Here is a 23,002-nt window from a genome sequence, read left to right as displayed (position 1 = left end):
GAGTTTTTTTATTCAATATAAAATTCCCTAATACTTTTTACCGATTCTCCTTTTACAATTATTTCAGCCACAAGTAGGTATTTGCCTTTTGCAGTAGGCAATTTCATTGTAGTGTTAAAGTTTTCGTTGCCCAATGCTTGAACTACTTCTTTAATTTTGTGTTTTTGAATTATTTTACCTTCTTTTTCAATGGAAAATTTAATATTTCCCGACCAAGATTTGTAAGTATCATTTACCATGATTATTGGGAATGCTTGTTCTGTTCCAGCTTGTAATTTGCTTTTCCAAAAATTAATCATTAATCCTACAGGGCTAAAAGCAGGTTTCATGTATTTCACAAAATGAGGCTCCATTTCTAAATTTTTCAAGTCATGCCAATTATCACTAGTTTGTCCCACTGGGTAGGTTGAACGCGAATAAGACAGACCACAAAAGTGTAACACTCCAGCAGCTAAGCGGTGCGCCCGCCAAAACTCGGTTTTCATGCCCATTATTTTTGCATAGACTTCAAATCGTTTTTCTGGTGTATCGGCTTCGGGGAACACATTGGCATAAATTCCTTTGTCCAACGTGGTAGGCGATCCATCGCGATTCAACCATAACCATCCGTATTCATTAATAATTATTGGAAATTTAACTGTTTTTCTATCCTCGTCTTTGGATTTATTTACCCACGAATTATCGGGAATTCGTGGATTTGCCATTAAACTCAGATAATCGTCTGGAGATTTTACTCCGTCCTTTTTTACATCATTGGCTTCAAAATAGGCATCGGCTATGGTTGTGATCTTCTTTAAATCATACTGATTGAAGTATTTGCCAAACAGATAAGGATGAGATTCCATAATATCGTTTTCACCCGCTGGTCGGTTATACCCATTGTCCCAGGGACGATTGGACAAATCGAGCGATCTCACTTTGTTTGTGGCCACATTTGTAGTATCGAATTTCGACTCGTTTTGAGCATCCCAAATTACTACACTGGGATGATTCCAACGTTCACGCATCCAAGCGTTGTATTCGTTTGCCAAATGTGTAGATGTAAGAGTTTTAGGGTCAGCTTGTTTCCACAATGGATATTCATCTTGAATCAAAAACCCCAAACTATCGGCAATTTCGTACCATCTTTCAGGAGGAAAGCCCAGCGTATTGCGGAAACTATTCCAATGCATTTTTTTGAAATTTTTATGAAGTTTAGTTACCCATTTATTATCCCAAGGCAAATTTCCCCGTTGACTGTCTTCAAAAAAACGAAGGATGGCTATGTTTGTCCCACGCATGTAGTAGGTTTTCTCGTTGAGCAACACCACACCATTCTGTTTGTCGGAACGAAAAGTACGCATTCCAAAACGGGTAATAGTTTTATCGGCACCCGTGTTAAGTTCAAGTATGTAAAGAAATGGATTTTCGGGAGACCAAAACTTGCAGTTTTGTAAAGCTATTTTGAAATCAATTTTTTGGTTTTCTTCACCCACCAATATATTTTGAGGCGCAATGCCTTTGGCCACAACCTTATTGGATTTTAGCTCACGAACCACGTATGAAAGTTGAGTGTTTTTTGCTCTTTGGTCGTTTTGTATTTCGGCTACAACACGGAGTTGCTTGTTCAAAATATCGGGTGCAGTCTGAACATTGGTAACATATGGAAATCCAGACATAATAATATTCACATCATCATATATTCCGGGACAAAAAAGTACTTTTTCGCCATCATCAGCCCTACATATGGTATCCGGCAAATTATTGCGACAACCAACAGAAATGATTAGCTCATTGGCTTTGCCAGCTTCATTCAAATAAGGTTTGATATTAACATAGGTGGGAGTAAAAGAGTAACTATTTTGTCCAATCAACTTATCATTTAAGTAAATGTGGGTGCTAAACATGGCTTTGTTTATCTTCAACAGAATTACTTCCGATTTGATGTTTTCCAAACTAAACGTTCGTTTGTACCAATACAATGAATTATTATACATATAACTTTTATTGCCATAATTATTGGCAAAAGGATTATTTTTATCCTTGTCCAATGTACCTGTAAAAGGGGGTTCCACAGCAGGAATAGCCATGTCAACAAGTCCCGGGACAGATACTTTGGAGCTAAAATTAACTGGAATCATTGACCCAACATCTGTTTTGGCAATTTCCCAAGTTCCGTTGAGACTAATTACATTTCGTTGTGCAATAGACATGGAACATCCGAAAAATAGTGTAACAATGAAGGCAATGAGATTTTTCATTTTTTTTATGTGTTGAATTTTTATAATTTGAAATATTGCTTTCACAAGTGGTTTTAAAGAAATATTTAGTCAGTATAATTTGTAAAGGATTCATTTTTTGTAAGTCCTGAATAACTTTCAGATCAGGCAAAAGTCTTCACTACTTATTCCCTCAATTTAAAATAACAGAAATACGGCCAAATATGGAGGTGTGAGCAATAGCAAGGAAATGCTTGTCTGAAAACCGGCAATAAAACCCAAAACTGATTTTTATTTCTTGAAAACAGGGTTTTCACCCATCACAAATTCAATAGTTCCACCATTTTCAATTTCTTTATGAGTAAACCAAGGGTTATTCCATACTTTACCGTTTATTTTGCATGATTGAATGTAGATGTTTTTCTCTGATGCATTTTTGGATGTAACAGTCAAAACTTTTCCATTACCCAGGGTCACCGCTACTTTTGGAAATGAACCACCGGTTAAGTAATATATATCTTGTCCTGCATTCGGGAAAAATCCCAAAGATGAAAAAATATACCAACTGCTCATGGCGCCGCTATCATCGTTTTCAATAGAGCCTTCTTCTGTAAAGCGTTTTTTCTTGAGATTGCGAATATAAAAACTTGCTAAATCGGATCGGTCAGCATAGTGAAAAGAATGTACCGCCAAAAATGCTGGTTCGTTGCCATAATCAATCAAATTATTCTCGAATGCATATTGTAACTTCTTGGCAAATAATTCTTTCCCTCCCGAAATAGTAACCAGTTTTTCAAATTGATGGGGAACAAAATAGGAATAAGTCCACGAACTTCCTTCATAAAAATAATCTTGCCACGAACCCCAGTTCTTTTTTAAATCTATAGGAATAAAATCTCCTTTTATGTTTTTTGGCTCAATAAATCCTTTGTAACCATCGCTAACAGCTTCTGGATTCCAAAGATTTACCCATTGCTGACTGCGGTTTAAGTACTTTTCATAATCTTCTTTTGTACCAAGCGTCCTGGCCATTTGAGCTGCACAAAAATCATTATAGGCATATTCCAAGGTTAATGAACAACTCATTTTTCCCCCCGGAATCCAACCCAATGTTTTGTATATCTTATCATTTTCATTCTTTCCTATTCCATTTCGCTCGTTATCAGCCTGAGATTTTATTAATTTATAGGCTTCTTTCCAATCAACTCCTTTGACTCCTTTTACATAAGCATCAGCAATTATATTGTCTATATTGTTTCCACCTTGTTCTGCTGTCATGTCTTTCCCTGCCACATAAGCATCTTTTACTCTGCCATTTTTTTTCAACCTAGCGATAAATGAATTTATTGTTCCACTAACCATATCAGGATTTGTCAATACCTTTAATGGATACAGTGTACGCCAAGTATCCCATACAGCCAAATGATCGTCCCAAACAGATTCACCTTTCTCAAAACCCATCATATCATTCGTTTTATTGCGAGGCATTATCGAAGTATGATACGATGCAGTATAAAAAATTCGTTTTTCGGATTCAGTTCCGCCTTCCATTTTAATTTTTCCCAATTCCTTATTCCAAATCTTTTTGGCATTATCCCTTACTTTATTGTAATCCCAAGCTGGAATTTCTGCATCTAACCAAGCGGTCGCCTGTTCGACACTTATCATCGAAACGGCTACTTTCAAATAAACAGATTCATTCTCTGAAGTTTTGTATTGAACATAAGCTCCAATACGATCATCCGCTTTTATAGGAGCTTCCGTTAATTGCCCCTGATTAATTTTTCCATTTATAAAAGTTCCTTTGTTTTGTGGAATTTTACTTAATTTCATACTAAAGAAAACTTTGTAAGTTCCGTCAGAAAAACCGCCTTGATATTCCCCATAGCCGTTAATTTCGGTTCCATCTGAATTAGTAAATGTTACCGTTCCTTTCAAAAAATTCCCGTTTTTGAGTTTCAATGCCGTAGCAATATCGGCTGTGTTATGACTCACATCCAACAAGATATTTGAATTGTCCGACTTTGGAAATGTAAACTTATAAATGGCTGAATGCGCTGCTGGTGTAACTGCCGTCTTTATTCCATAACGACTCAAGGATACTTTATACTCGTATGGTTTTGCTTCTTCATTCTCCTGTTGTGAATCGTGTTCCGTTTCTCCAACTGCCAAACCCACTTGTGGCGAGATAAACACTTGTCCGTATTTACCCCAACCGGTGCCACTTACATGCAATTGACCAAAACCGCGGATGGGTTGCCCCATAATATATCCATCCATATCATAATTTACAGATCCTGGTGCCGTTTGCGGGCTTGGACTTATGGCTCCATTTGGCAATTGTGGACCAAGAACACAACTGCTGTTTTTATCTCTTACGCCAATGAAATTATCGACATAATCTACGGGCTGTTTTTTAGATTGTGCTAAGCTAGATTGCAAGCTTATCAGCAATACTATTATAATGAATTGAAATTTAATCTTATAATTAATCATGCTCTTTTAGATTTTATTAATTGTGAATAACAGTTTTTTTTTGGCTTTTAAAAAACCTCAGTGACTTTTCCGCCAACAACAAAGGTTTCCGTTATATTTAGCTTTTCAGCAAGATAATAGGCCATATAATTAAAAGGTACCATATTATGGATTACTGAGAAATTTTCTGCTACTTCTGGTTCTTCAACCGTGATAACATGTGCCCCAGAATTCTTAATTATTTCGGTTAATTTTTGTGAACGTTCATACGATTTTCCTTTGGCAATAATTTGAATTACAATACTATTGGCAGCGGTTTCTTTTGGGCCGTGATCGTATTGAGCCATAGCCATACCGTTGAAACAAAGTTTGGTAATTTCGCACATAATCAATGCCGATTGAAAAGCCGTTGCAATATTGGGGCCGCTTCCAATGATATAAATACCGTGAATCTTTTTGGTAGAAATTAATTGGAATACTTCACTCGCCATACGCTCGCCGAGCTGTTCATACTTTGGTATGTTTTTAAACAAAATATCTACAGCGTTTTGACAATCCATATCAAAACCTTTAAACAAAGCAAGCAAAGTATTGATATAAGTTTTTGAAGATGAATATTGTTCGTCACCAGCCAACAAATTAATCTTTTGGGCAACATTTGGGTTTGTGCTTAATGTGTTTTCGGGATAATTGGTTATGGCTGTATATTTTTGAAATAAATCAGTGCACCATAATGCCTCACTGCTGCTGCCTGATTGGGAAAGGATTACTCCATTTTCCAATTTAGTCTTTGGTTGCAGATAATTGAAATATTCCGAAGCCATCTCTGGCTGAATATCCACTCCCATATATTTGAATGCCAATGGGGCAAAAAAACGAAGAACCCATTCCAAGATAAGGCACACCATGGGGCAAAGTATAGGTTGGAGATTGATTTAGAAACTCCATGGCTTTTACAGGAATTTCATTGATTTCGGCAAGCATTTTAGCATTCATAGTACAACTTTTTTATTTCTTATTTATTTCTAGATATTTTTGAGCAAACCGCTCACCCATTATCCGCTGTGACCTTGAATCGAAATGCAACTTATCACCTTTATCAGTAAAGTCGTCAGTTTGAATCAAGAAAGTATATTTATCCTTTTTAGCATTATTTACAATAACCTTGTTAATAGCATTTTCGAAAGTAGTATCAGTAGAAAAAGTTTCTATTTCACCTGTAAAAATTGATAATTTCTTATCATCTATGATTTTTCTGAAACTTACAAACAAACCCTTCAGTTTTTTCGAATATGTATTAACCAATATTTTTGAATATATTTAGATAAAGGGTAATCATCCATAAATTCCAAAAATCCATAAGTAGAATCCACCTTTCCGTCCTCGAAAACAAAACCAGTAACCCCAAATCCCACTCCTAATATAGTGGACTGTTGTTTTTGGGCAAAAACTTTTAGCTGGTCTATTGCGAAATTTATTGTTTTTAGAAATTTATTCGAATTTTTGTTTCAGTCGGTAAAATCAACATTTCTAAAACTTCGCCTTTATATACGTCAACTAACCTTACCTTAGTGCGTGTTCCTCCAATGTCAATGCCTATGGCCAGTCTTTTTCATTTCTTTTTTTATCGGTTTAGAAAGCCTGTTTTGTTGTAAATTCTATTTTTAAAGTTATTCTGTGCTTTTTGGTTTTTAATATTTAAGATATACAGCCCTTCACCACCATATCTCCATCTATTTCTAAAATGAAATGAGTTTTTGGGTTCTTATACGCCGTATAGCTAAATTTAAAATTGACCCTCTGGTGTAATTCTTTATTAACAAAATGAAGCAAATTTAGAGGTCTATCAAACTTTTTTTATAAACTATAAATTCTATGTTTCCATGTATTAAAAATAATTACACCCAAAGGTTTTAAAATATTTTTTTTGTTTTTTAATGTTTTACCACCACTTTTACTGTATTGTAGTTTATGTTATTCTCCGTGGTTTTTATAAGGTAAAGGCCATTGGCTAAAGAGCTTACATTCAATTCAATCGTATTTTCACCATATACAGCTAATTGTTCAGTAGTAATTAAAACTTGTCCATGTAAATCAATTATGCTAACTGTTACCTGCTGACCCGTTTCAGAATCAAAATCAATACTCAATAAATCCCCTACAGGATTTGGATAAACATATACTACTGGTGCTTGAGATGTGGCAACCTCGATTTCGTCTACATCAAGATTTCCATCCTCTACTACTGATACATTGTTAAGGTATATAGGCGCATTTAGAGAACCTGAACCTCCTATATGAAAACGCAAATCTACATAGCCTGTAAAAGTACTTATGAAATTATAAGGACCCAAGTTGGTAGGTGATGTTGTTAATGGGATACCACTTTTTAGAGCCCATTGTGAATATGGTGAACCATTCATGATAAATACCGTATTAATATTACGAGCAACATCAGCACTAGCTGTAAACGAAACGATATACGTTTTGCCTTTTTCTATAAAAAATTTGTTGTAACTAAATTGAACATTATCTGTTCCTGTAGATGTTCCAACATTTGTCACAGTAATTTTGGCAACCTTGGTTGTGTATCCAGTACCAATAACATTTTCCAGAGTAGTTGTTGCACCATTTTTATATGAAAAACTCCAACCTGTTGTATTGGCATCAAAAGTTGGATTTGTTACTAAATTTGTACCAGCTGGAGGTATAACAGGAGTTACAGTTAATAATTGTGTAACATCTTTTGCTGGATTATTGGCTGCATCACCTGCTTGAGAAGCTTTGATGTTGGATGTCCCTGCACCTATAATACGAATTTGACCCGATACAATTGTTGCTACTGATGTATTGGAACTCGTATAAGTAACAATCAAACCTGAATCAGAAGTAGCTCCTGCATTAAAATCGGCAACACCAATTATTTTTGTTGGAATAGCAGGAAAAGTAATGGTTTGCAATGCTTTAGTACCATCATAACCATAACCTGTAATTGTAAAATTATAAGGATTTTCGTCAGCATCATTACTAGCAATGCTTATTGTACCAACATAGTTAGCTGCTGCACCTACAGGAGTTAATTTTATAGTAAAAGTAACCGAACCATTGGCCGCAACCACAGCTGGAGCATCGGTAACAAGTGAAAAGCCTGTACCTGTAACAACCACTTTTGGTGTTCCTGTCAAGTTCAAGGCAGCATCACCAATATTTTGTATGGTAAACGTTATGTCTTTTGGCACTGTTGAAGAGACTGAACCAAAATCAAAAGTTCCTGAATTGTCAGTGATGTCAGTTGCACCTTCTTGTATATTCATTTCTGCTCTTGGAATGACAGTTCCATATTCATATGCACCCATGTCGCTAGAAAAACCAACTGGACGTGAAATTCCCAAAATATCTTTGGATGCGAATAATCCCGATATATTATTTCCGTTATTAATTGCTGGGCTCGTGTTTAATAACTGAAAATTGGCACTAGCATCCAATGCCTTATTTACAAATTTTGGATCGATGGTTTTGTCATTTGGTCCGTTCTTGTAGCTAGTCCCATTAAAATAAATATTATAATCGTAAATCGCTCCTGCATCATTTCCATTTAAGTTTGCGCCAGCACCTCTTCCGTACATGATATTATTGTATATTTTAATATCGGTAGATTGTTGAGCATCGATTTCAGGATAACCCATATTTGTTCCGTTATTATAGGCAGTATTATTGATTATGTCAACATGCGCACATTTATAAGCATGTACACCTCCACCACCATTATTGTAACTTACGTTGTTTTCAACTAGGTAGCGACCAACGTATGGGAATGTGGTAGTTCCATTTCCTATATTTACATCTAGAATAATTCCGTTACCATCACTAAGGGCATTAATTCGTTCCCACGGAACTAAACATTTGTTGTTGTAGACCACATTATTGCGGATATAAATTTTGTAACCAGTTACTGCGTCAATACTTTTAGGGTCAAGAATGCTAATCCCACTTCCAGCATACATGGAATACCAGCAAGTATTGTATACGACATTATTTTCAATGGTAACATAATCACATCTAAAACCTCCAATACCACCTCCTGTATCGTGTATTTTACAATTACGCACTTCAATGTGATGCACATCTGCTGTGTTGCCCAAAGAAATGGAACCACAGTTATACATCGAAATTTTATTCCAGTCCTTTATGTTGTTTTCGTAATCCTGCCAGGTTTGGTAGGCATCAGTATAATTTAGGCTTTGGTTGGTACCTTCAATTTCAACACCATCAATGATGATATATGAGGCATCTATTGCTATAGTACGCCAAACTTGGTAGCTCAACCCCGTTAAAAGTTGAAGTTTGGGAGTATGTCCTGGATAATTCTTATAAGTTATGTAATTTGCAGCTGTACCACTGCGCGAGATTGTTAAAATACTCTGAAAACCACTGTTGCTATCTCCAGTAGGATTATAAATCCCATTCATAATAAAAACAGTATCTCCTGGATTGGTCAAGTTAGCCGCTGCCTGAATGGTTCTCTTTGCTAAAGCTTCGGATGTTCCTGAATTGATATTATTTCCGTTAATGGCATCGACATAATAATTTGTAGCAAATGATGATGCGATAGAAAAGAGCAGGAACAGCATCGTAAACGCGGATTTTAAGTAATTTTTTGTTTTCATAAAGATTTAAATTTATTTTTTAATTTTTAAGCCGACAGGATTTTTTAAAATATTTTTGTTAGTTAATAGAGCCCTATTTGTTTTTATTGTAATTCCTCAATTCTCTAAAGTTGCAATTTGAAAGAGGTTAAATTTGAATTGAATTTTCATTTACATAAATAATTTAAATATAATTTTTTCTTTTTTTTTATATTTATCAGGCTAAATATCTAGTACTTATAAATTTTATAAAATCATTTCTCAGGTTTCAAATATATCATCATTAGTCTCGGAGAGACTAGGACGCATCGCTCAATAAATGAAAAAAATCGCTCAATGAATAAAACCATCGTTAATTATGCTTTGTACGGCATAAATAGACCCGTGAGTTTGTAGCATCTTTTTTTTAATATATAGAACTCTAACGATTTTAATTTTTAGTAATCAATTCTCTAAAAGTTGCCATTTGAAAAGGTTTTAATTTAAACTGAATTGAATTTTTTCCTAACTTGATTTCCTTTTCATTAGTTTCAATATGCGAAGTTTGAAAAGCGGATCTCAAAGATGTACTGAAGTGCACTTCAGGAGTTACCTCTTTGCCTGAAAAATTCCAAAACCTTGTAATTATTCCATTTTCTATTCCTTCTTCTGAAGGCTTGATGCTCCAGAGTAAAACATTTGGATTATTTACATTTAATAAAGAGAAAGATTTAGAATGAAAATCATCATTAACACCGGTTATAGTTCCTGTTACCAATGGATTTTGATGTTCTAAAGCAAATTTCATTGACTTTGCTGCATCAAAATTTCCTTGCTGTGAAGAAATGGCAAAGTGATATAAAAAATCTTTTTGACCATTTTGATTCAATATGCCAACAACCCCGCCGTCTTCCACTTTTTTATCTGTATTTCCACCAGCCAATGCGTTAATTTGCGCCGATGCCTCCGATAAAAAATTTATAGTACTCTGCCCTAATTTAAAAAAACTGCAATCCAAATTTGATAATGTGATACCGTAATTATTTTCACTAAGGTTAGCAAAATGATTGAAAGTCTGCCAATCATAACGAGCGATACTATTGGCATAATGCCCACCATTTTTTTCTAATTTATCAATAAGTACAGCTCCCAGTTCTTCGTGTCTGGTGGTGGGATTATTTAAATTAAAAGAAAAAGCCCAAGTTTTTACATCTCCAAAATTTTCTTGGATATTGTTCTCAATATCAATTCGTGGACTCTCAGCATATAAAGTAATTCGGGTTGTATGCAAAACTGGTTTGGATGAAACAGCACTTAGAGTGACTGAGATTGGCCCAGGATTTTCAACAGTTATTTTATCACCGTCATTTACATCGTTTGTGCCTAAATCATTGGCATATTTTCCATCTGTATGCTTAATCAATTGTCGGTTCCCTAATTTATCTGTAATCTCTGTAATCACACCTGATTTGCTGAAACGTAATTTGTAAAATTTATTGCTTATATATTCATTTTCAACAGCTGCAGCCATTGATTTTACTTTTGAAAAACCCTTTTTTATTACAAAGACTTTATATCCTAAAGAAGGAATATTTTGAGCAAAAATTCTCAAAAATCGTTTTCCGTTTTTGGTAATTAATTGACTATTTACTTCTTTATCTGATACTTTATCTATTACTTTTACTGGGTATGCTCCCTTATATTCTAAATCTGCAATATCATTCCTGATCCAGCTTAAGGGGTTAAAAACAAAAAAACTAGGATCAACATCCACTTTTATATGGCTGCCCATCTTTTTTATAGAAAGATTAAGCAGAGTATCAATATAAGCCGTTAAGCTTTCCTGGGTTTTAATTTGCCAATCTGCCCTTGCTTTTCTGGATACTGGTCCGTCTGCTGTCCAATTGTGTTCCCAATACATCCCATAAGATTCCCAGGCTTTGTCCCTTGCATTTTGGGTTGCTTCCATAAAGTTTTTATCTTTTAGGGAAACTAATGTTGCCAATGCTTCGGCTGAGCGCATTTTCTCAGTTGCACGGCGCATTCTGGCTGTAATTTCGTTCATTGATGCTGGCAATAAATCCCATTCGTTGCCAAAACTGACAGCTTGTGCCGGTACATTTGGATAATGCTTTTCAAAATCTATAAAAAAGTCTTCTTCATTACTTACTCTTACCGATCTTTCCTTGTTACTTCCATTTTTTGCTGCATTTATATAGGCTGGCAAAACATAAGTATCTAAATCATCGTGACCAAAACCAAAAGCTCCTCCAATAGTATAAGGATATGCAGATTGAGGTGAGATAGTATCACAATGTTTCTCTAATACATTGATAACATGTTTAAAATCATCTCCCAGATTTTTATATTTAACATTTAATCTACACTCAGCATAACCGCCCAATGGTGCGGTAGTTTTTTCATTATAATTGTACCATTTCATCAAAACACCGGTTCCGTCTAAACCATTGTAACGATACATTTGATGGGCACGCTTTTCTCTACTTTCTAAACTCATTTGACTTCCGTAGCCTCCAATACCTTTCCAGCTATATTTTGCACCTGAACCTGCCCAAAGCGAGGCTAATCCTAAAGGCAGCGTATTATTTTCCATCGCACCTGCCATAGTAAAACGCAAATTGTACTGTCGCTCTAACTGCCCCGCATAATACATGCCGCGAATAACTGCTTCTGTTGGCTGCGCTCCATAACAGTTTACCAACATATTAAGCGGACTACTGATATGTCCAGATTTAATGGCTTGAATAAGTTTATTAAATTGTTTATCTGAACGATACTTTTGGTATTTTTTTAACCATAAGCTCCCATCACAATTAAATCTTGCCTGAAAGTTCGATGGAAAGTTTTTGGTAGAATCAATCTGTGTTAATGAATAATCCAACATCTTTACAAAAGCAGAATCATATTTTGCTTCATTTGCTGTCCACATATAATCAGTATGATCATCATTAGCAATGTAGAGTCGCTTTTGCTGTGAAAATAATGCATTAGGTAGTATTATAACCAAAAGAAAATATAATATTAATTTGCTCGACATAGTCAATGTTGTTTTATTAATAGTCATAAAATTGCACTCTTTAAATAATACATTTAAACCTTTACAATACTTTGTTAAATAGAAAGCTGTCCTTAGTATTTTTTACAAATCTCTTGACAGTAGATTCCCTAATAATAAGTTCTGATTTCAATATGCATTTATTTGTCGATTCCAATACGTCTTTGCTGTTTAAAAGTACAAGCATGATTTCCATTAATTTAGAGCAAATCTTCTCCATAGGCTGCGAAATACAGGTAATCGTAATCGGATATATATTAAACATTTCATGATCATCAAAGGAAATAATTCCTATGCGGTCAATTAAGCTGTAATTGTCTTCTTTTAAAACTTCCAACCCGCGTTGCGCGAGATAGTTTGTGGCAAAAAAAACAGCATCTAATGCGGTATTTTCACTTAAGAATTGTTTTACCTGCCCTTTGTCTTGCTGCATTTCATTATAAGGTATGGATAGTATGGTTGAATTTAAACCAAAGTATGAAATTGCTTTTCGATAACCCGAGAGACGATCCTGCATCTGGCTTTGGTTGGAGTCTGTAGTGATAAAACCAATATTTTTAAACCCATTGCCTATTAAATGAGCTGTCGCATCAAAAGAGGCCTGCTTATTATTGATAGTCACAACATTGCATTCTAATTCTTCAAAATAACGATCCAATAAAATAACAGGAATGTTCTGTTTTATTAAATTTTCAATAGTACTCCTAATACCCGGGGATGGAACAATAATAAATCCATCAACCTGACGGTAAGTAAACAAATCAATAAGTTCGCGGGACTTCTCATCGTCATTATCATTGCTGCAGAAAATAACCCTATAGCCTTCTTTGTAGATAAAGTCTTCAAAAATCCTGGCCAGTTTACAGAAGAAACTGTTTGATATATCTTCCACCATAAAAACCAGAATATTAGATTTGCCGGTCCTCAGGCTCTGGGCAAGCTGATTAGGCTTATAATTGATCTTTTTGGCGTAATCCAGAACCTTGGCAGTCAGCTGCTCTGAAATATTTTTCTCCTTTGATTTACCATTCAGTACAAAGGAAACCGTCGTAATGGAGATTTTAAGATCATCTGCAATGTTTTTAAGTGTTACAGGTTTATTTTTCATTTTTGTTCTGTTTTAAAAGACTTTAAACAAAATGAAAATTCAGCCATGAATGTAATAGGAGCAGCAACTGTTCCTAAGTTGGCAACAGCTATAGAAGGAATTGATAAACAGGTTCCTGATTTAACATTTACTCCCATATCTCCGACAATTTTGACAGGAACTGAAAGTCCTGTAATTTCAGAAAAGGCTAATGTTTTATTGTCATCAATATCGTTGGTATTGTATCCATTACTGCATACTATTGTCAAAATAAAAATAACAACATTGCGAAGCCAAAATCGGTTTTTTAAATTTTTCATGTTTGAATAAAGTTTATTATTTAAAACATTTTAAGAATTCAAATATAATATCGTAATTGCACCAGCGATAGGATACATCGCTCAATAAATAGAAAAAAATGCTCATTATGCTTCGCAAAACAATAATAACCTGTTCTAAAATAAAGTAACATGCGAATGATCTATTATTTATATAAATAGCTAGTGTGTACCATCTTGCAATTGTCACCTTATAATCAAAAAAAGATCCTTTACTTGTAATTTGCTTTCCGGAAAGGTTATTTTTTTCAGCTAAGTTTAATCTCCTTCATTCAAAAAAACAAAAACTGCAATCTAAATAAGAAATCGGTATGTTTACTCCTTATTTATTTTCTAATATTTTTGATGATATCCAAAACCTGACTTACTTTGTTTTTTAAGCCGTTAAAGTCGTTTTTATCTAATATATCTTTCGAAATTAATTGTGATCCAAGACCCACACAAGTGGCTCCTGCACCCAACCATGCAGACAAACTCTCCGCTGTTGGATAAACCCCTCCTGTTGGCATGATACTCGTCCATGGACACGGTCCTTTTATGGCTTTTATAAACTCTGGCCCATAAATATCGGCAGGGAACAATTTCACGATTTCGCAGCCTAATTCTTCGGCTTTTGCAATCTCAGAAAGTGTACTACAACCTGGTGACCACAATACTTTACGACGATTACAGGCAATTGCGATATCTTCTCTAAAAACTGGCGTGACAATAAAGTTAGCACCTAAACTCATATATAAAGAGGCTGAAGCGGCATCCGTTATTGAACCTACTCCCAACATCATTCCCGGCAATTCAGCCAAAGCATATTTGTTTAAAGCTCCAAAAACTTCATGAGCAAAATCACCTCTGCTGGTAAACTCCATTAATCGTGAACCACCGTCATAACAGGCTTTTAAAACCTTCTTGCTTACTTCGATATCGGAATGGAAAAACAACGGTATCATCCCGTTTTCTTTCATTTGCTGTGCTACTTCAATTCTTGAATATCTCGCCATTTTTTACTTTTTATCTTGATACTAATCCGGCAGAATCACCATCAAGCATATTTTCAACTTCTTTCAAGCTAACCAGATTATAATCTCCAGCAATAGTGTGTTTTAAACAACAAGCTGCCACTGCAAAATCTAAAGCTTTCTGGTTATTATTCTGATATTTCAATAATCCATAAATCAAACCTCCCATAAAGGCATCTCCGCTTCCTACCCTGTCTACAACCGGTGTAACTTCTTTCATAGTAGCATTGTAAATCGATTGACCATCAAATAAAACGCCACCAATTCTTTGGTGAGATGCACTAACAGAATAGCGTAGAGTTGTAGCTGTAATTTTTAAATTAGGAATTAAATCAAATAACCTATTATATAAAACAGGAAGTGACTTCTCATCCTGGTAATTCGGGTTCACTTTTGGAATGTTCAGCATAAAATAAGCAGTATCGATATCACCTAAAATAACATTGCTGTAGTGCAGCATCTCGGGCATAACATCACTTGGTTTTTTGCCATACTGCCATAATTTTGATCTGTAATTCAGGTCACATGAAATCGTGATTCCCAGTTTATGAGCCACTTTAATAGCCTCCAAACAAGCCTCGGCAGCACTTTTTGAAATAGCGGGTGTAATACCGCTCCAATGAAACCAATTGGCTCCCTGCAGCACTTTTTCCCAATCAATTATCCCTTTTTGAATCGTGGCCATTGAACTATGAGCGCGATCATAAACAACAATGCTTCCGCGGCTTGCTGCCCCTGTTTCCAGAAAGTAAATTCCTAAACGTTCACCTCCAAAAATGATGTTTTTTGATTCAACGTTCATTTTTCGCATTTCTTTCAATGCTGATGCTCCAATTTCATTTTCAGGGAGTCTTGTTACAAATTCTGCATCTACTCCATAATTAGCTAAAGACACACAAACATTAAATTCACCACCACCGTAAGAAGCGCCAAATGCTGCAGCTTGCGTGAAACGCAAATGTCGCTCTGGTGAAAGACGCAGCATGATTTCGCCAAATGCGACCACTCTTCCTTTGATATTATCCATCTGTGTTTATATTTTATAATTATTTTCTCCGGCTTTCAGGAGCTCTAAAAGTCATTTTAATTATTTCAAAGAAAAACCTTGCTTTAAAAGCCATTCGCTGATATCGGCCATAAATACATTTCTTGTGTTGTTAATATACCCGTTAAAGATGACGTATCGTCCGGTTTTATCCCAGGCTGGATGAGGATCAATGCGGAATTCTCCATCGATCTTAGAGACGAAAATCTCTACAATATTTTCTTCTTTTCCGCTGGCCATATTTAAAAGCCTTATTGGCACAATGCCGTTTCTTGCAGTAATGGATTCATTTGGATAGGCATCGGTAATAATTAAAGGCAAGCCTTTAGGATGATAAGAAGGATGGCCTGATCCGGGGGTAAAAACAGTTTTCAGATTGCTTCCGTCATACTTGACCTCAATAAGTTCGAGTCCTTCTTTTCCGTCAACATTCAAATTCATGGAGAGATGCTCGCCATCTGCGGTCCAGTTTACATGATGACCTCCCTTCTCCCATTGTTCAGGTGTTATGGCGGTTCTAATCTCTGAACCATCACTGCGCATAGTTATGACCGAACGTTTCCTGGGTCCCCCTTTAACAGGAGCCCATTGCAGTGTGGTAAGAAGTCTTGTTCCCTGCGGGTTCCATTTTATCTGAAAACAGTAAAATTCATAATCATTTGAATTTTTAAACTGTATTGAAGGTATGGTCGTTTGGTATAAATCTTTTAAGGTTACAATCTGTTTTGATTTTCCCGAATTAATATCGATAACTGTAATTCCGTCTTTCTGATCCGCGCCAAAATTGCGTTTCACGAGCTTTTTAGGCACAATTACTCCGTAACCAACCTGAGCATAAGTAGATTTCATCAGGTCATAGCTTGCTATTTTTCTTCCGTCACTTGAAGCCATAAAAACAGTACCTCCCAAGTGTCTTTTTTTTCCGGAAAATGGATCAAGAACGGTACAAAAAGCTTTCCAGCTCAAGGTATCAACATCATTAAATAACAATTCATGATCGGACTTCCCCCACTGGACATTGGCACCGAGCTGTACTTCCCATCCCCTTGATTGGGCCACCACTTTTTCTTTGCCTGTTTTTAAGTCCACAAGTATAACCTGTCCAGCATCGCCTGCCTTGGGCGATACATTTTCATACGGCAGTTTAAATAATGCAACATAACGTCCTGATGGGCTCATCGGTGACGTGTCGAAAAATCGGTGCAATGTCATGCCATCATGACTCAATTGAGTGAGCTTAACACCAGAAGCCACTTTAATACCATTATAATCAGTATTAAAAGGTGCCTGAGCATTTATTGTCTCAATACAAAAAAAAAGAGCTGCTGAAAGTAGACTTATACAATATTTTATTTTATGAATAGCCATATCTAATTTGTTTATTATTTTACTGTAAAATTTTCACTAATTTTAATATCAGAAGGTGAGGATCCTATCATTACCGTAAAATTGGTGTAGTTAAGATCATATCCAAATACGTGGGATCAAACCAGTAAAATTATTCCTTAACTGCTTATCTTGATTTAAGCTTTTTTGCTTTCCTGCCCTTAATATAAAAAATCACAGCGCCTACAAGACAGATTGTTCCGGACGCCATTGCAAGCTTTCCGCTCATATTAGCAGATGATGGAAAGCCCATTACAATAAACATGGAACCTGTGACAGTAAATGCAACAGCGTAGAGCATCATAAGTCCGCCGACAACAGCGTCATCATTCTGCTCGGTTTTGGCGCTCGGTGTGGATAATTTGATAAAAAAAGCTTTTACTTTCTCATTATAACGGCTGTCCTGAGATAAAAATAGTCCCGACAATAAAAATACCCCAACGCAAACCACTACTTCAATTAGTGTTGCAATTTCCCATGAGAATGCTTCGGTATAATTCAATATTATTCCAAGTATAATACCAATAATCATAGATGCAAGTGCTCCCCATGGCTGTGGTCTCCAAAAAATTACACCCATGATAACGGGAATAATCATCGGAATAGAGAAGATACCCGATAAATACTGGTTGACCTCAAAGGCACCTCCGAGCTTTTGAACATACAGGGCTCCGACTGAAACTATGGTACCAACAAGCAGTGTCATAATTCTGGCGGCCCAGAGCAGCTCTGTCGGCAGGGCATTTTTTCTAAAAAGTCGCTGATAGATATCACGTGTAAGAACACTTGCAGTCACGTTAAATTCAGCACTTAAAACAGACATGGTGGCGGCAAACATCGCCGCAATCATAAGTCCCATGATACCGGGCGGCAGCAGTTTTAAACATAAGGCTACATACGACATCTCAGGATTTTCCAGGTCAGGGAGGATAACCCTTGCAGCAACAGCTGGAAAAAGGAATATTACAGGAAAAATAAGAAATAGAACTGCTGATAAAATTCCTATTTTTTTTCCGTCAGATTCACTCTTAGCGCTGTAAAACCTCTGAATGAAAGTCCAGTTTCCCAGATATTTAATGATAATGGTCAGATAATAAACTGTCAGATAAATTGGCATCCCTTTATCTCCGTTAAACCAGTTCATATTATTAGGAATTACTTCCTGCATGTGCGAAAACCCTCCGGCTGCATCATAAGCCAAGGGTACCAAAATAAAAGTTGAAAATAATAAAATTACAAACTGAACAACATCGGTCACAATAACGGCCAGAAATCCTCCGACTACAGTGTAAACTGAAACTACAATGCCGCAGTATATAATGGCCGTTTCAAAAGGTATGCCTGAGGCAGCCATAACAAATATACCTATAGAATATAATTTGATCATATCATCAAGTAGCTTCAACAACACACCGCACCATGAAAATATTTGACGGATTGAGGCATTAAATCTGGTTTCTAAAAATTCGACCGGGCTTATAATTCCAGCCCGTTTCCAAAGTTTGGCGTAAACAAAAACCGCTATTAAAGATGGAAATATTGTCGACCACATTATAGTTATCGCCACCAGTCCATCTGAATAGGCAATTCCGGCATAAGCAACAAAGACAAATGTGCTGAACTTGGTCATAAAGTTGCTGATACCGCCTGCTACCCAGGAAACAGCACTTCCACCTTTAAAATAATCACCTATATTCTTTATGTATTTTCCAAGAAAAATACCAATACCGGCCATAAGAAGCATATAAATGATTATTGTCACATAATCCAGCGTTTGTAATTGATTCATCTGTCAGATTTATTAATTTTATTATTATGTAATTTTCTTTTAATTTTATGTACAGCCATCTTTCAAAATAGCATTCTTCAGTATTTTATAATCAATTTAAAAAATTATATTGCCTCGCTGACCTGGTCGACTAAATATACAATCGACTGGTAGGATATGCCCGAATGAAGGCTCAGACCAATCTCGCAGGTTCTGCTGTTGGAGTATCCGCGTTTGACGTCTGGACCAAGCTGCTGACTTAGCCCTAAAAGCCCTGAAGCATTAAGCTCCGGAATCTCGAACCCTTTGTCACCAGAAAACCCGCAGCAGTTCGTTTGGGGAACAATTACCTTTTCGGCACATTTTTGGGCCAGTTCAGTTAATTTGTTTTCTATTCCCATTTTTTTCATACTGCAGACCTCAAAAACTGCCACAGGTTCAGATGTGGGCGTAATTTTGAGAAAAGATAATAAGATATCGTTTATAAATTCAACCGGTTCATATATTTTGAGACTGCTTTTTAATTTACCGGCATTCTCATGCATAGTATATAGGCACGGACTCATATCACATACAATGGGCCATTTACCATTTTCACTAGCCTTGGCAAGAGCTAGTTCCAGCAAATTTCCCTTTTGCTTCGCAATATCGAAATATCCCTTACTTGAAAAAGGCATACCGCAGCAAAGTGTCTGTAAATGCTCAGGATAAATAACCTCAAAACCGCCTTTGTGCAGCAGTTGAACAATTTTATCAGAAAGCTGCTCCTGTGAATAATCTTCAGAGGAAACCCCCATGGTTCTGTTGATACAAGAGGGATAATAAACCACTTTTCTCTGGCTTGCGACCTGACTTTCTAAAGATTTAAGTCTTTTGGCTCCTCCTGGCATAAACCGGTTCCATTGTGGAATCCTGCCTTGGGAAATAAATCTTAAAAAAGAGGAAATTCCGGACATTAGCTTATTTCCAAGCAACAACTGAAAAAAACGCACTACCAGTAAAATTTTTCGAAGCAAAAAGGTGGTAAAAGATAAATGTAAACTAATCCAGGAGGCTATACGGAACTCCTTCCCAATTCTTTGGTTACGAAGCTCTTTGACAAATGCTCCCGTGTCGATATGCACCGGACAGCTCAGGGCGCAGAGGCCATCTGTGGCGCAGGTATCATCAGCCTTATATTGAAAGTTATCAAGCAGCAATTGGAGCTCTGCAGGATTCTGGCCAGAAGCAACGAGCCTGCTGATCTCACGGTTAACAGTAATTCGATGTCTTGGTGAAAGCGTATAATCAGCTGAAACACAATTCGGCTCACAAAATCCGCATTCTATACAGGGATCAATGATCGGGTTACAAGATGGTATCGGTTTTAAATTTTTTAAATGAATCTGGGGATCGTCGTTTAAAATAACCCCCGGATTTAAAAGATTTTTCGGATCAAAAATAGCTTTGATCTCCTTCATAAGACCATAAGCTTCTTTACCCCATTCCATCTCAACGTAAGGCGCCATATTTCTTCCCGTACCATGCTCGGCCTTAAGGGAACCATCAAACTTCTTTACCACAAGGTCAGCCACATCATCCATAAAATTGGCATAGCGGTCAATCTCATTTTGAGAATCAAAATTCTGTGTAAAAACAAAATGAAGATTGCCCTCAAGGGCATGCCCAAAAATTACAGCCTCGGTATAGCGCCATTTTGCGAAGAGTTTCTGCAGTTCCAGAGTTGCCTCTGCAAGCTGTTCTGTCTTAAAGGCTACGTCTTCTATAATAACAGTGGTTCCTTTTTGCCTCATGGCCCCCACTGATGGAAAAAGTCCTTTTCGGATTTTCCATAGCAGCGCATATTCTGCCGGATCATCAGTAAACAATGCAGGGAGTTCCATAGATTGCTCTTTCACAATATTTAAAACTGCTTGTATCTGCAGCTGAAGGTCCTCCGAACTTGACGCTCTGGTATCTACAAGCAGCGCACATGCTTCGGGGTCAAGGTCTTTGAGGTACGAGGGAACACCTTTATCGTTTTCAACTGATCGAAGCCCTGAGCGGTCGATGAGCTCTACTGCAGCCACAGGTGCCCTCTTTAAAAGACTTACAACACGACAGGCACTCTCAACGTTTTGAAAAATCATCAAAGATGCTGCTTTATACTTATGGTTTTCCACTGTCTGCAGCGAAATTTCAGAAATAAAACCCAGAGTACCTTCGGATCCAATCATGAGATGCTCAATAATTTCAAAGGGGTCAATATAATCTATCAGGGCATTTAAGCTGTACCCTGTTGTGTTTTTCATTTTATACTTACCGGAAATTCGTTCCGCAAGAATGGTGTCAGCTTTCGCACGCTCGGCCAGATCCTGTATTTTTTTAATAAGATCAGGCTGCAGTTTTTGAAAATGTGTTCTGCTCTCTGCATTTGCAGTGTCGAGAATTGCTCCATCAGCAAATACTAATCTCATCGACTTAACGGTCTTATAGGTGTTCTGAGCTGTTCCACAGCACATACCGCTGGCATTATTGGCTGCGATGCCTCCAATCATGGCTGCATTTATTGACGCAGGGTCGGGGCCTATTTTTTTATTATATGGCTCCAGCAAAATATTAGCCCTGGACCCAAGAACTCCTGGCTGCAACCGAATAGCGTTTCCGTTGTCAAGTATTTCGTACTCTTTCCAGTGCTGTCCTGCAACTACAAGTACCGAGTCTGTTACAGCCTGTCCTGACAAGCTCGTTCCTGCGGCCCTGAAAGTCACGGCAAGACCTAGCGCAGACGAATGCTTTAGGATAAAGACAACTTCTTGCTCGTCTTTTGCCTTGATGACAATTTTAGGTATCAGTCTATAAAAACTGGCATCAGTTCCATAAGCCAAAAGCGATAAAGAATCATGAAAAATTCTATCCTTATCGATGGTGGAAACTAATTTATTATGCAATATTTTATAATTACCTGAAAGCATTATATTATAGATTTACTACTAAAACGAGCAGTTGTGTTTAATTTATTAACAGATTCTAATAAAATTCTCTATTGAATGCCACAAGCATCCATAAGTCCTTTGATATAACCAATTCCAAAGAGATTCCCCTTCATCTCATAACCGAAATGTTCATTGCTTTCTCCCGCCATTGTCGGTACATGGTCCGAGCGCAGTGGGCCGTCAAATCCCACAGCTTTATAAGCCTGCATCATCCTGAACATATCAGTTGGTCCGTTATCATGGAAAGTCTCCCGGAAATCCTCGGGTGTTCCTACAACATCCCTTATATGCACAAAAAATATCTTATTGTTTCTGCCGTGTTTTTCAATCATACCTAATACATCTTCATTCATAGTGGTATAGGTTCCCTGACAAAAGGTAAGTCCATGCGACGGACTTTGTGAAAAAGATAATGCCCTGTCGATAGCTTCCGCTGAAATTAAAATACGGCTTATTCCATGTATAGGCGTAATAGGCGGATCATCGGGATGAAGCGCCATTTTAACACCGTTGGATTCCGCTACCAGCATAACCTGCTCTATAAACCACTGGTAATTATCCCAGATTTGATTTTCACTAAATAGACCATGTTGCGATGCGGGCTCAAGGGCTGCCTCTTTCATGGAAAATCCACTGACAATGGCACCTCCTCTTTCTTTAATGTCTTTACGGGTTCTGTACCAGCCTGTTGCCATAAAATTATAACAGAGCAGTCTCACATCTAGCCTGTTCATATTCTCCAACATCCGGCAGTATTTTTCAATATCCTGCTCTTTGCCCGGAAGTCCTAATTTTATCCGGGTCATATCAAACTGGTCACCTTCAAGTCCGTATAAATTAAAGCCTTGCTTTACATAAATTTCTTTTGATTTTTCAAAAGATTCAAAATTGTCAATGGAAGGCATTCCTGTTAGTTCAGGGGCTAATTTTGCAATAGCGTAGTCAATACCCATCTGTCTGCACAGTTCCCACTTTTCATCCGGGGTATTGCCAAAAAATAAAAATGATAATTTCAT

15 protein-coding genes are annotated in these 23,002 nt (G+C 36.8%); all 15 read right to left on the bottom strand.

Going from position 1 to position 23,002, the window contains the following annotated elements; all coding sequences use genetic code 11:
* Positions 1–8: 8 nt before the first annotated feature.
* The 15 genes from D0817_RS23265 to D0817_RS23200 all read right to left on the bottom strand — a co-directional run bounded on the left by D0817_RS23265 (position 9) and on the right by D0817_RS23200 (position 23,002).
* Positions 9–2,240, bottom strand: a complete 2,232-nt coding sequence (locus D0817_RS23265) for a glycoside hydrolase family 2 TIM barrel-domain containing protein (protein ID WP_127340739.1) — start codon at positions 2,238–2,240, stop codon at positions 9–11.
* A gap of 249 nt (positions 2,241–2,489) precedes the next feature.
* Positions 2,490–4,694 (bottom strand): GH92 family glycosyl hydrolase, encoded by a 2,205-nt coding sequence (locus D0817_RS23260; RefSeq protein WP_127340738.1) that lies wholly within the window; start codon positions 4,692–4,694, stop codon positions 2,490–2,492.
* Between the two features lie 47 nt (positions 4,695–4,741).
* Positions 4,742–5,515: a glutamine--fructose-6-phosphate aminotransferase gene (locus D0817_RS23255; RefSeq protein ID WP_202866501.1), complete on the bottom strand. Its 774-nt coding sequence runs from the start codon at positions 5,513–5,515 to the stop codon at positions 4,742–4,744.
* A complete protein-coding gene (locus tag D0817_RS26105; protein WP_202866500.1) occupies positions 5,457–5,669 on the bottom strand; it encodes a hypothetical protein in 213 nt (70 codons plus the stop codon). The genes D0817_RS23255 and D0817_RS26105 overlap by 59 nt, the downstream gene beginning before the upstream one ends.
* A 12-nt stretch (positions 5,670–5,681) precedes the next feature.
* Positions 5,682–5,978: a sialate O-acetylesterase gene (locus tag D0817_RS23250; protein ID WP_262708240.1), complete on the bottom strand. Its 297-nt coding sequence runs from the start codon at positions 5,976–5,978 to the stop codon at positions 5,682–5,684.
* A 629-nt stretch (positions 5,979–6,607) separates the two neighbouring features.
* Positions 6,608–9,340: a T9SS type A sorting domain-containing protein gene (locus D0817_RS23245; protein WP_127340736.1), complete on the bottom strand. Its 2,733-nt coding sequence runs from the start codon at positions 9,338–9,340 to the stop codon at positions 6,608–6,610.
* 409 nt (positions 9,341–9,749) lie between these two features.
* On the bottom strand, positions 9,750–12,383 hold the full coding sequence (locus D0817_RS23240; RefSeq protein ID WP_202866499.1) for a glycosyl hydrolase-related protein: 2,634 nt from the start codon (positions 12,381–12,383) through the stop codon (positions 9,750–9,752).
* Between the two features lie 34 nt (positions 12,384–12,417).
* Positions 12,418–13,482 carry a LacI family DNA-binding transcriptional regulator gene (locus tag D0817_RS23235; RefSeq protein ID WP_127340735.1) on the bottom strand — a complete coding sequence of 355 codons (1,065 nt, stop codon included), beginning with the start codon at positions 13,480–13,482 and terminating at the stop codon, positions 12,418–12,420.
* Positions 13,479–13,781 carry a hypothetical protein gene (locus D0817_RS23230; RefSeq protein ID WP_127340734.1) on the bottom strand — a complete coding sequence of 101 codons (303 nt, stop codon included), beginning with the start codon at positions 13,779–13,781 and terminating at the stop codon, positions 13,479–13,481. The genes D0817_RS23235 and D0817_RS23230 overlap by 4 nt, the downstream gene beginning before the upstream one ends.
* Before the next feature lie 344 nt (positions 13,782–14,125).
* Positions 14,126–14,794, bottom strand: coding sequence for a bifunctional 4-hydroxy-2-oxoglutarate aldolase/2-dehydro-3-deoxy-phosphogluconate aldolase (locus D0817_RS23225; protein ID WP_127340733.1), 669 nt, complete (start codon positions 14,792–14,794; stop codon positions 14,126–14,128).
* 10 nt (positions 14,795–14,804) lie between these two features.
* The gene (locus tag D0817_RS23220) at positions 14,805–15,839 is read right to left on the bottom strand and encodes a sugar kinase (RefSeq protein WP_127340732.1); all 1,035 of its coding nucleotides are present in this window, start codon (positions 15,837–15,839) and stop codon (positions 14,805–14,807) included.
* Positions 15,840–15,899: 60 nt separating this feature from the next.
* Positions 15,900–17,111, bottom strand: a complete 1,212-nt coding sequence (locus D0817_RS23215) for a hypothetical protein (RefSeq protein WP_127340731.1) — start codon at positions 17,109–17,111, stop codon at positions 15,900–15,902.
* Between the two features lie 259 nt (positions 17,112–17,370).
* Positions 17,371–19,032: a sodium:solute symporter family transporter gene (locus D0817_RS23210; protein ID WP_127340730.1), complete on the bottom strand. Its 1,662-nt coding sequence runs from the start codon at positions 19,030–19,032 to the stop codon at positions 17,371–17,373.
* A gap of 104 nt (positions 19,033–19,136) precedes the next feature.
* Positions 19,137–21,965, bottom strand: a complete 2,829-nt coding sequence (locus D0817_RS23205) for an FAD-binding and (Fe-S)-binding domain-containing protein (RefSeq protein ID WP_127340729.1) — start codon at positions 21,963–21,965, stop codon at positions 19,137–19,139.
* Positions 21,966–22,033: 68 nt separating this feature from the next.
* Entirely contained in the window at positions 22,034–23,002 is a 969-nt protein-coding gene (locus tag D0817_RS23200) for a mannonate dehydratase (protein WP_127340728.1), read from the bottom strand.

This window comes from Flavobacterium cupreum (assembly GCF_003996965.1).
Lineage (GTDB): Bacteria > Bacteroidota > Bacteroidia > Flavobacteriales > Flavobacteriaceae > Flavobacterium > Flavobacterium cupreum.
The sequence above is the reverse complement of the archived record's forward strand: the minus strand, read 5'-3'. Positions and strand labels throughout refer to the sequence as shown.

Bases quoted from the DNA above. Each gene is read 5' to 3' on its own strand.
- D0817_RS23220 (WP_127340732.1), bottom strand. From the start codon at position 15,839: ATGGATAATATCAAAGGAAGAGTGGTCGCATTTGGCGAAATCATGCTG.
- D0817_RS23260 (WP_127340738.1), bottom strand. From the start codon at position 4,694: ATGATTAATTATAAGATTAAATTTCAATTCATTATAATAGTATTGCTG.
- D0817_RS23230 (WP_127340734.1), bottom strand. From the start codon at position 13,781: ATGAAAAATTTAAAAAACCGATTTTGGCTTCGCAATGTTGTTATTTTT.
- D0817_RS23265 (WP_127340739.1), bottom strand. From the start codon at position 2,240: ATGAAAAATCTCATTGCCTTCATTGTTACACTATTTTTCGGATGTTCC.
- D0817_RS26105 (WP_202866500.1), bottom strand. From the start codon at position 5,669: ATGAATGCTAAAATGCTTGCCGAAATCAATGAAATTCCTGTAAAAGCC.
- D0817_RS23225 (WP_127340733.1), bottom strand. From the start codon at position 14,794: ATGGCGAGATATTCAAGAATTGAAGTAGCACAGCAAATGAAAGAAAAC.
- D0817_RS23235 (WP_127340735.1), bottom strand. From the start codon at position 13,482: ATGAAAAATAAACCTGTAACACTTAAAAACATTGCAGATGATCTTAAA.
- D0817_RS23200 (WP_127340728.1), bottom strand. From the start codon at position 23,002: ATGAAATTATCATTTTTATTTTTTGGCAATACCCCGGATGAAAAGTGG.
- D0817_RS23240 (WP_202866499.1), bottom strand. From the start codon at position 12,383: ATGACTATTAATAAAACAACATTGACTATGTCGAGCAAATTAATATTA.
- D0817_RS23210 (WP_127340730.1), bottom strand. From the start codon at position 19,032: ATGAATCAATTACAAACGCTGGATTATGTGACAATAATCATTTATATG.
- D0817_RS23205 (WP_127340729.1), bottom strand. From the start codon at position 21,965: ATGCTTTCAGGTAATTATAAAATATTGCATAATAAATTAGTTTCCACC.
- D0817_RS23245 (WP_127340736.1), bottom strand. From the start codon at position 9,340: ATGAAAACAAAAAATTACTTAAAATCCGCGTTTACGATGCTGTTCCTG.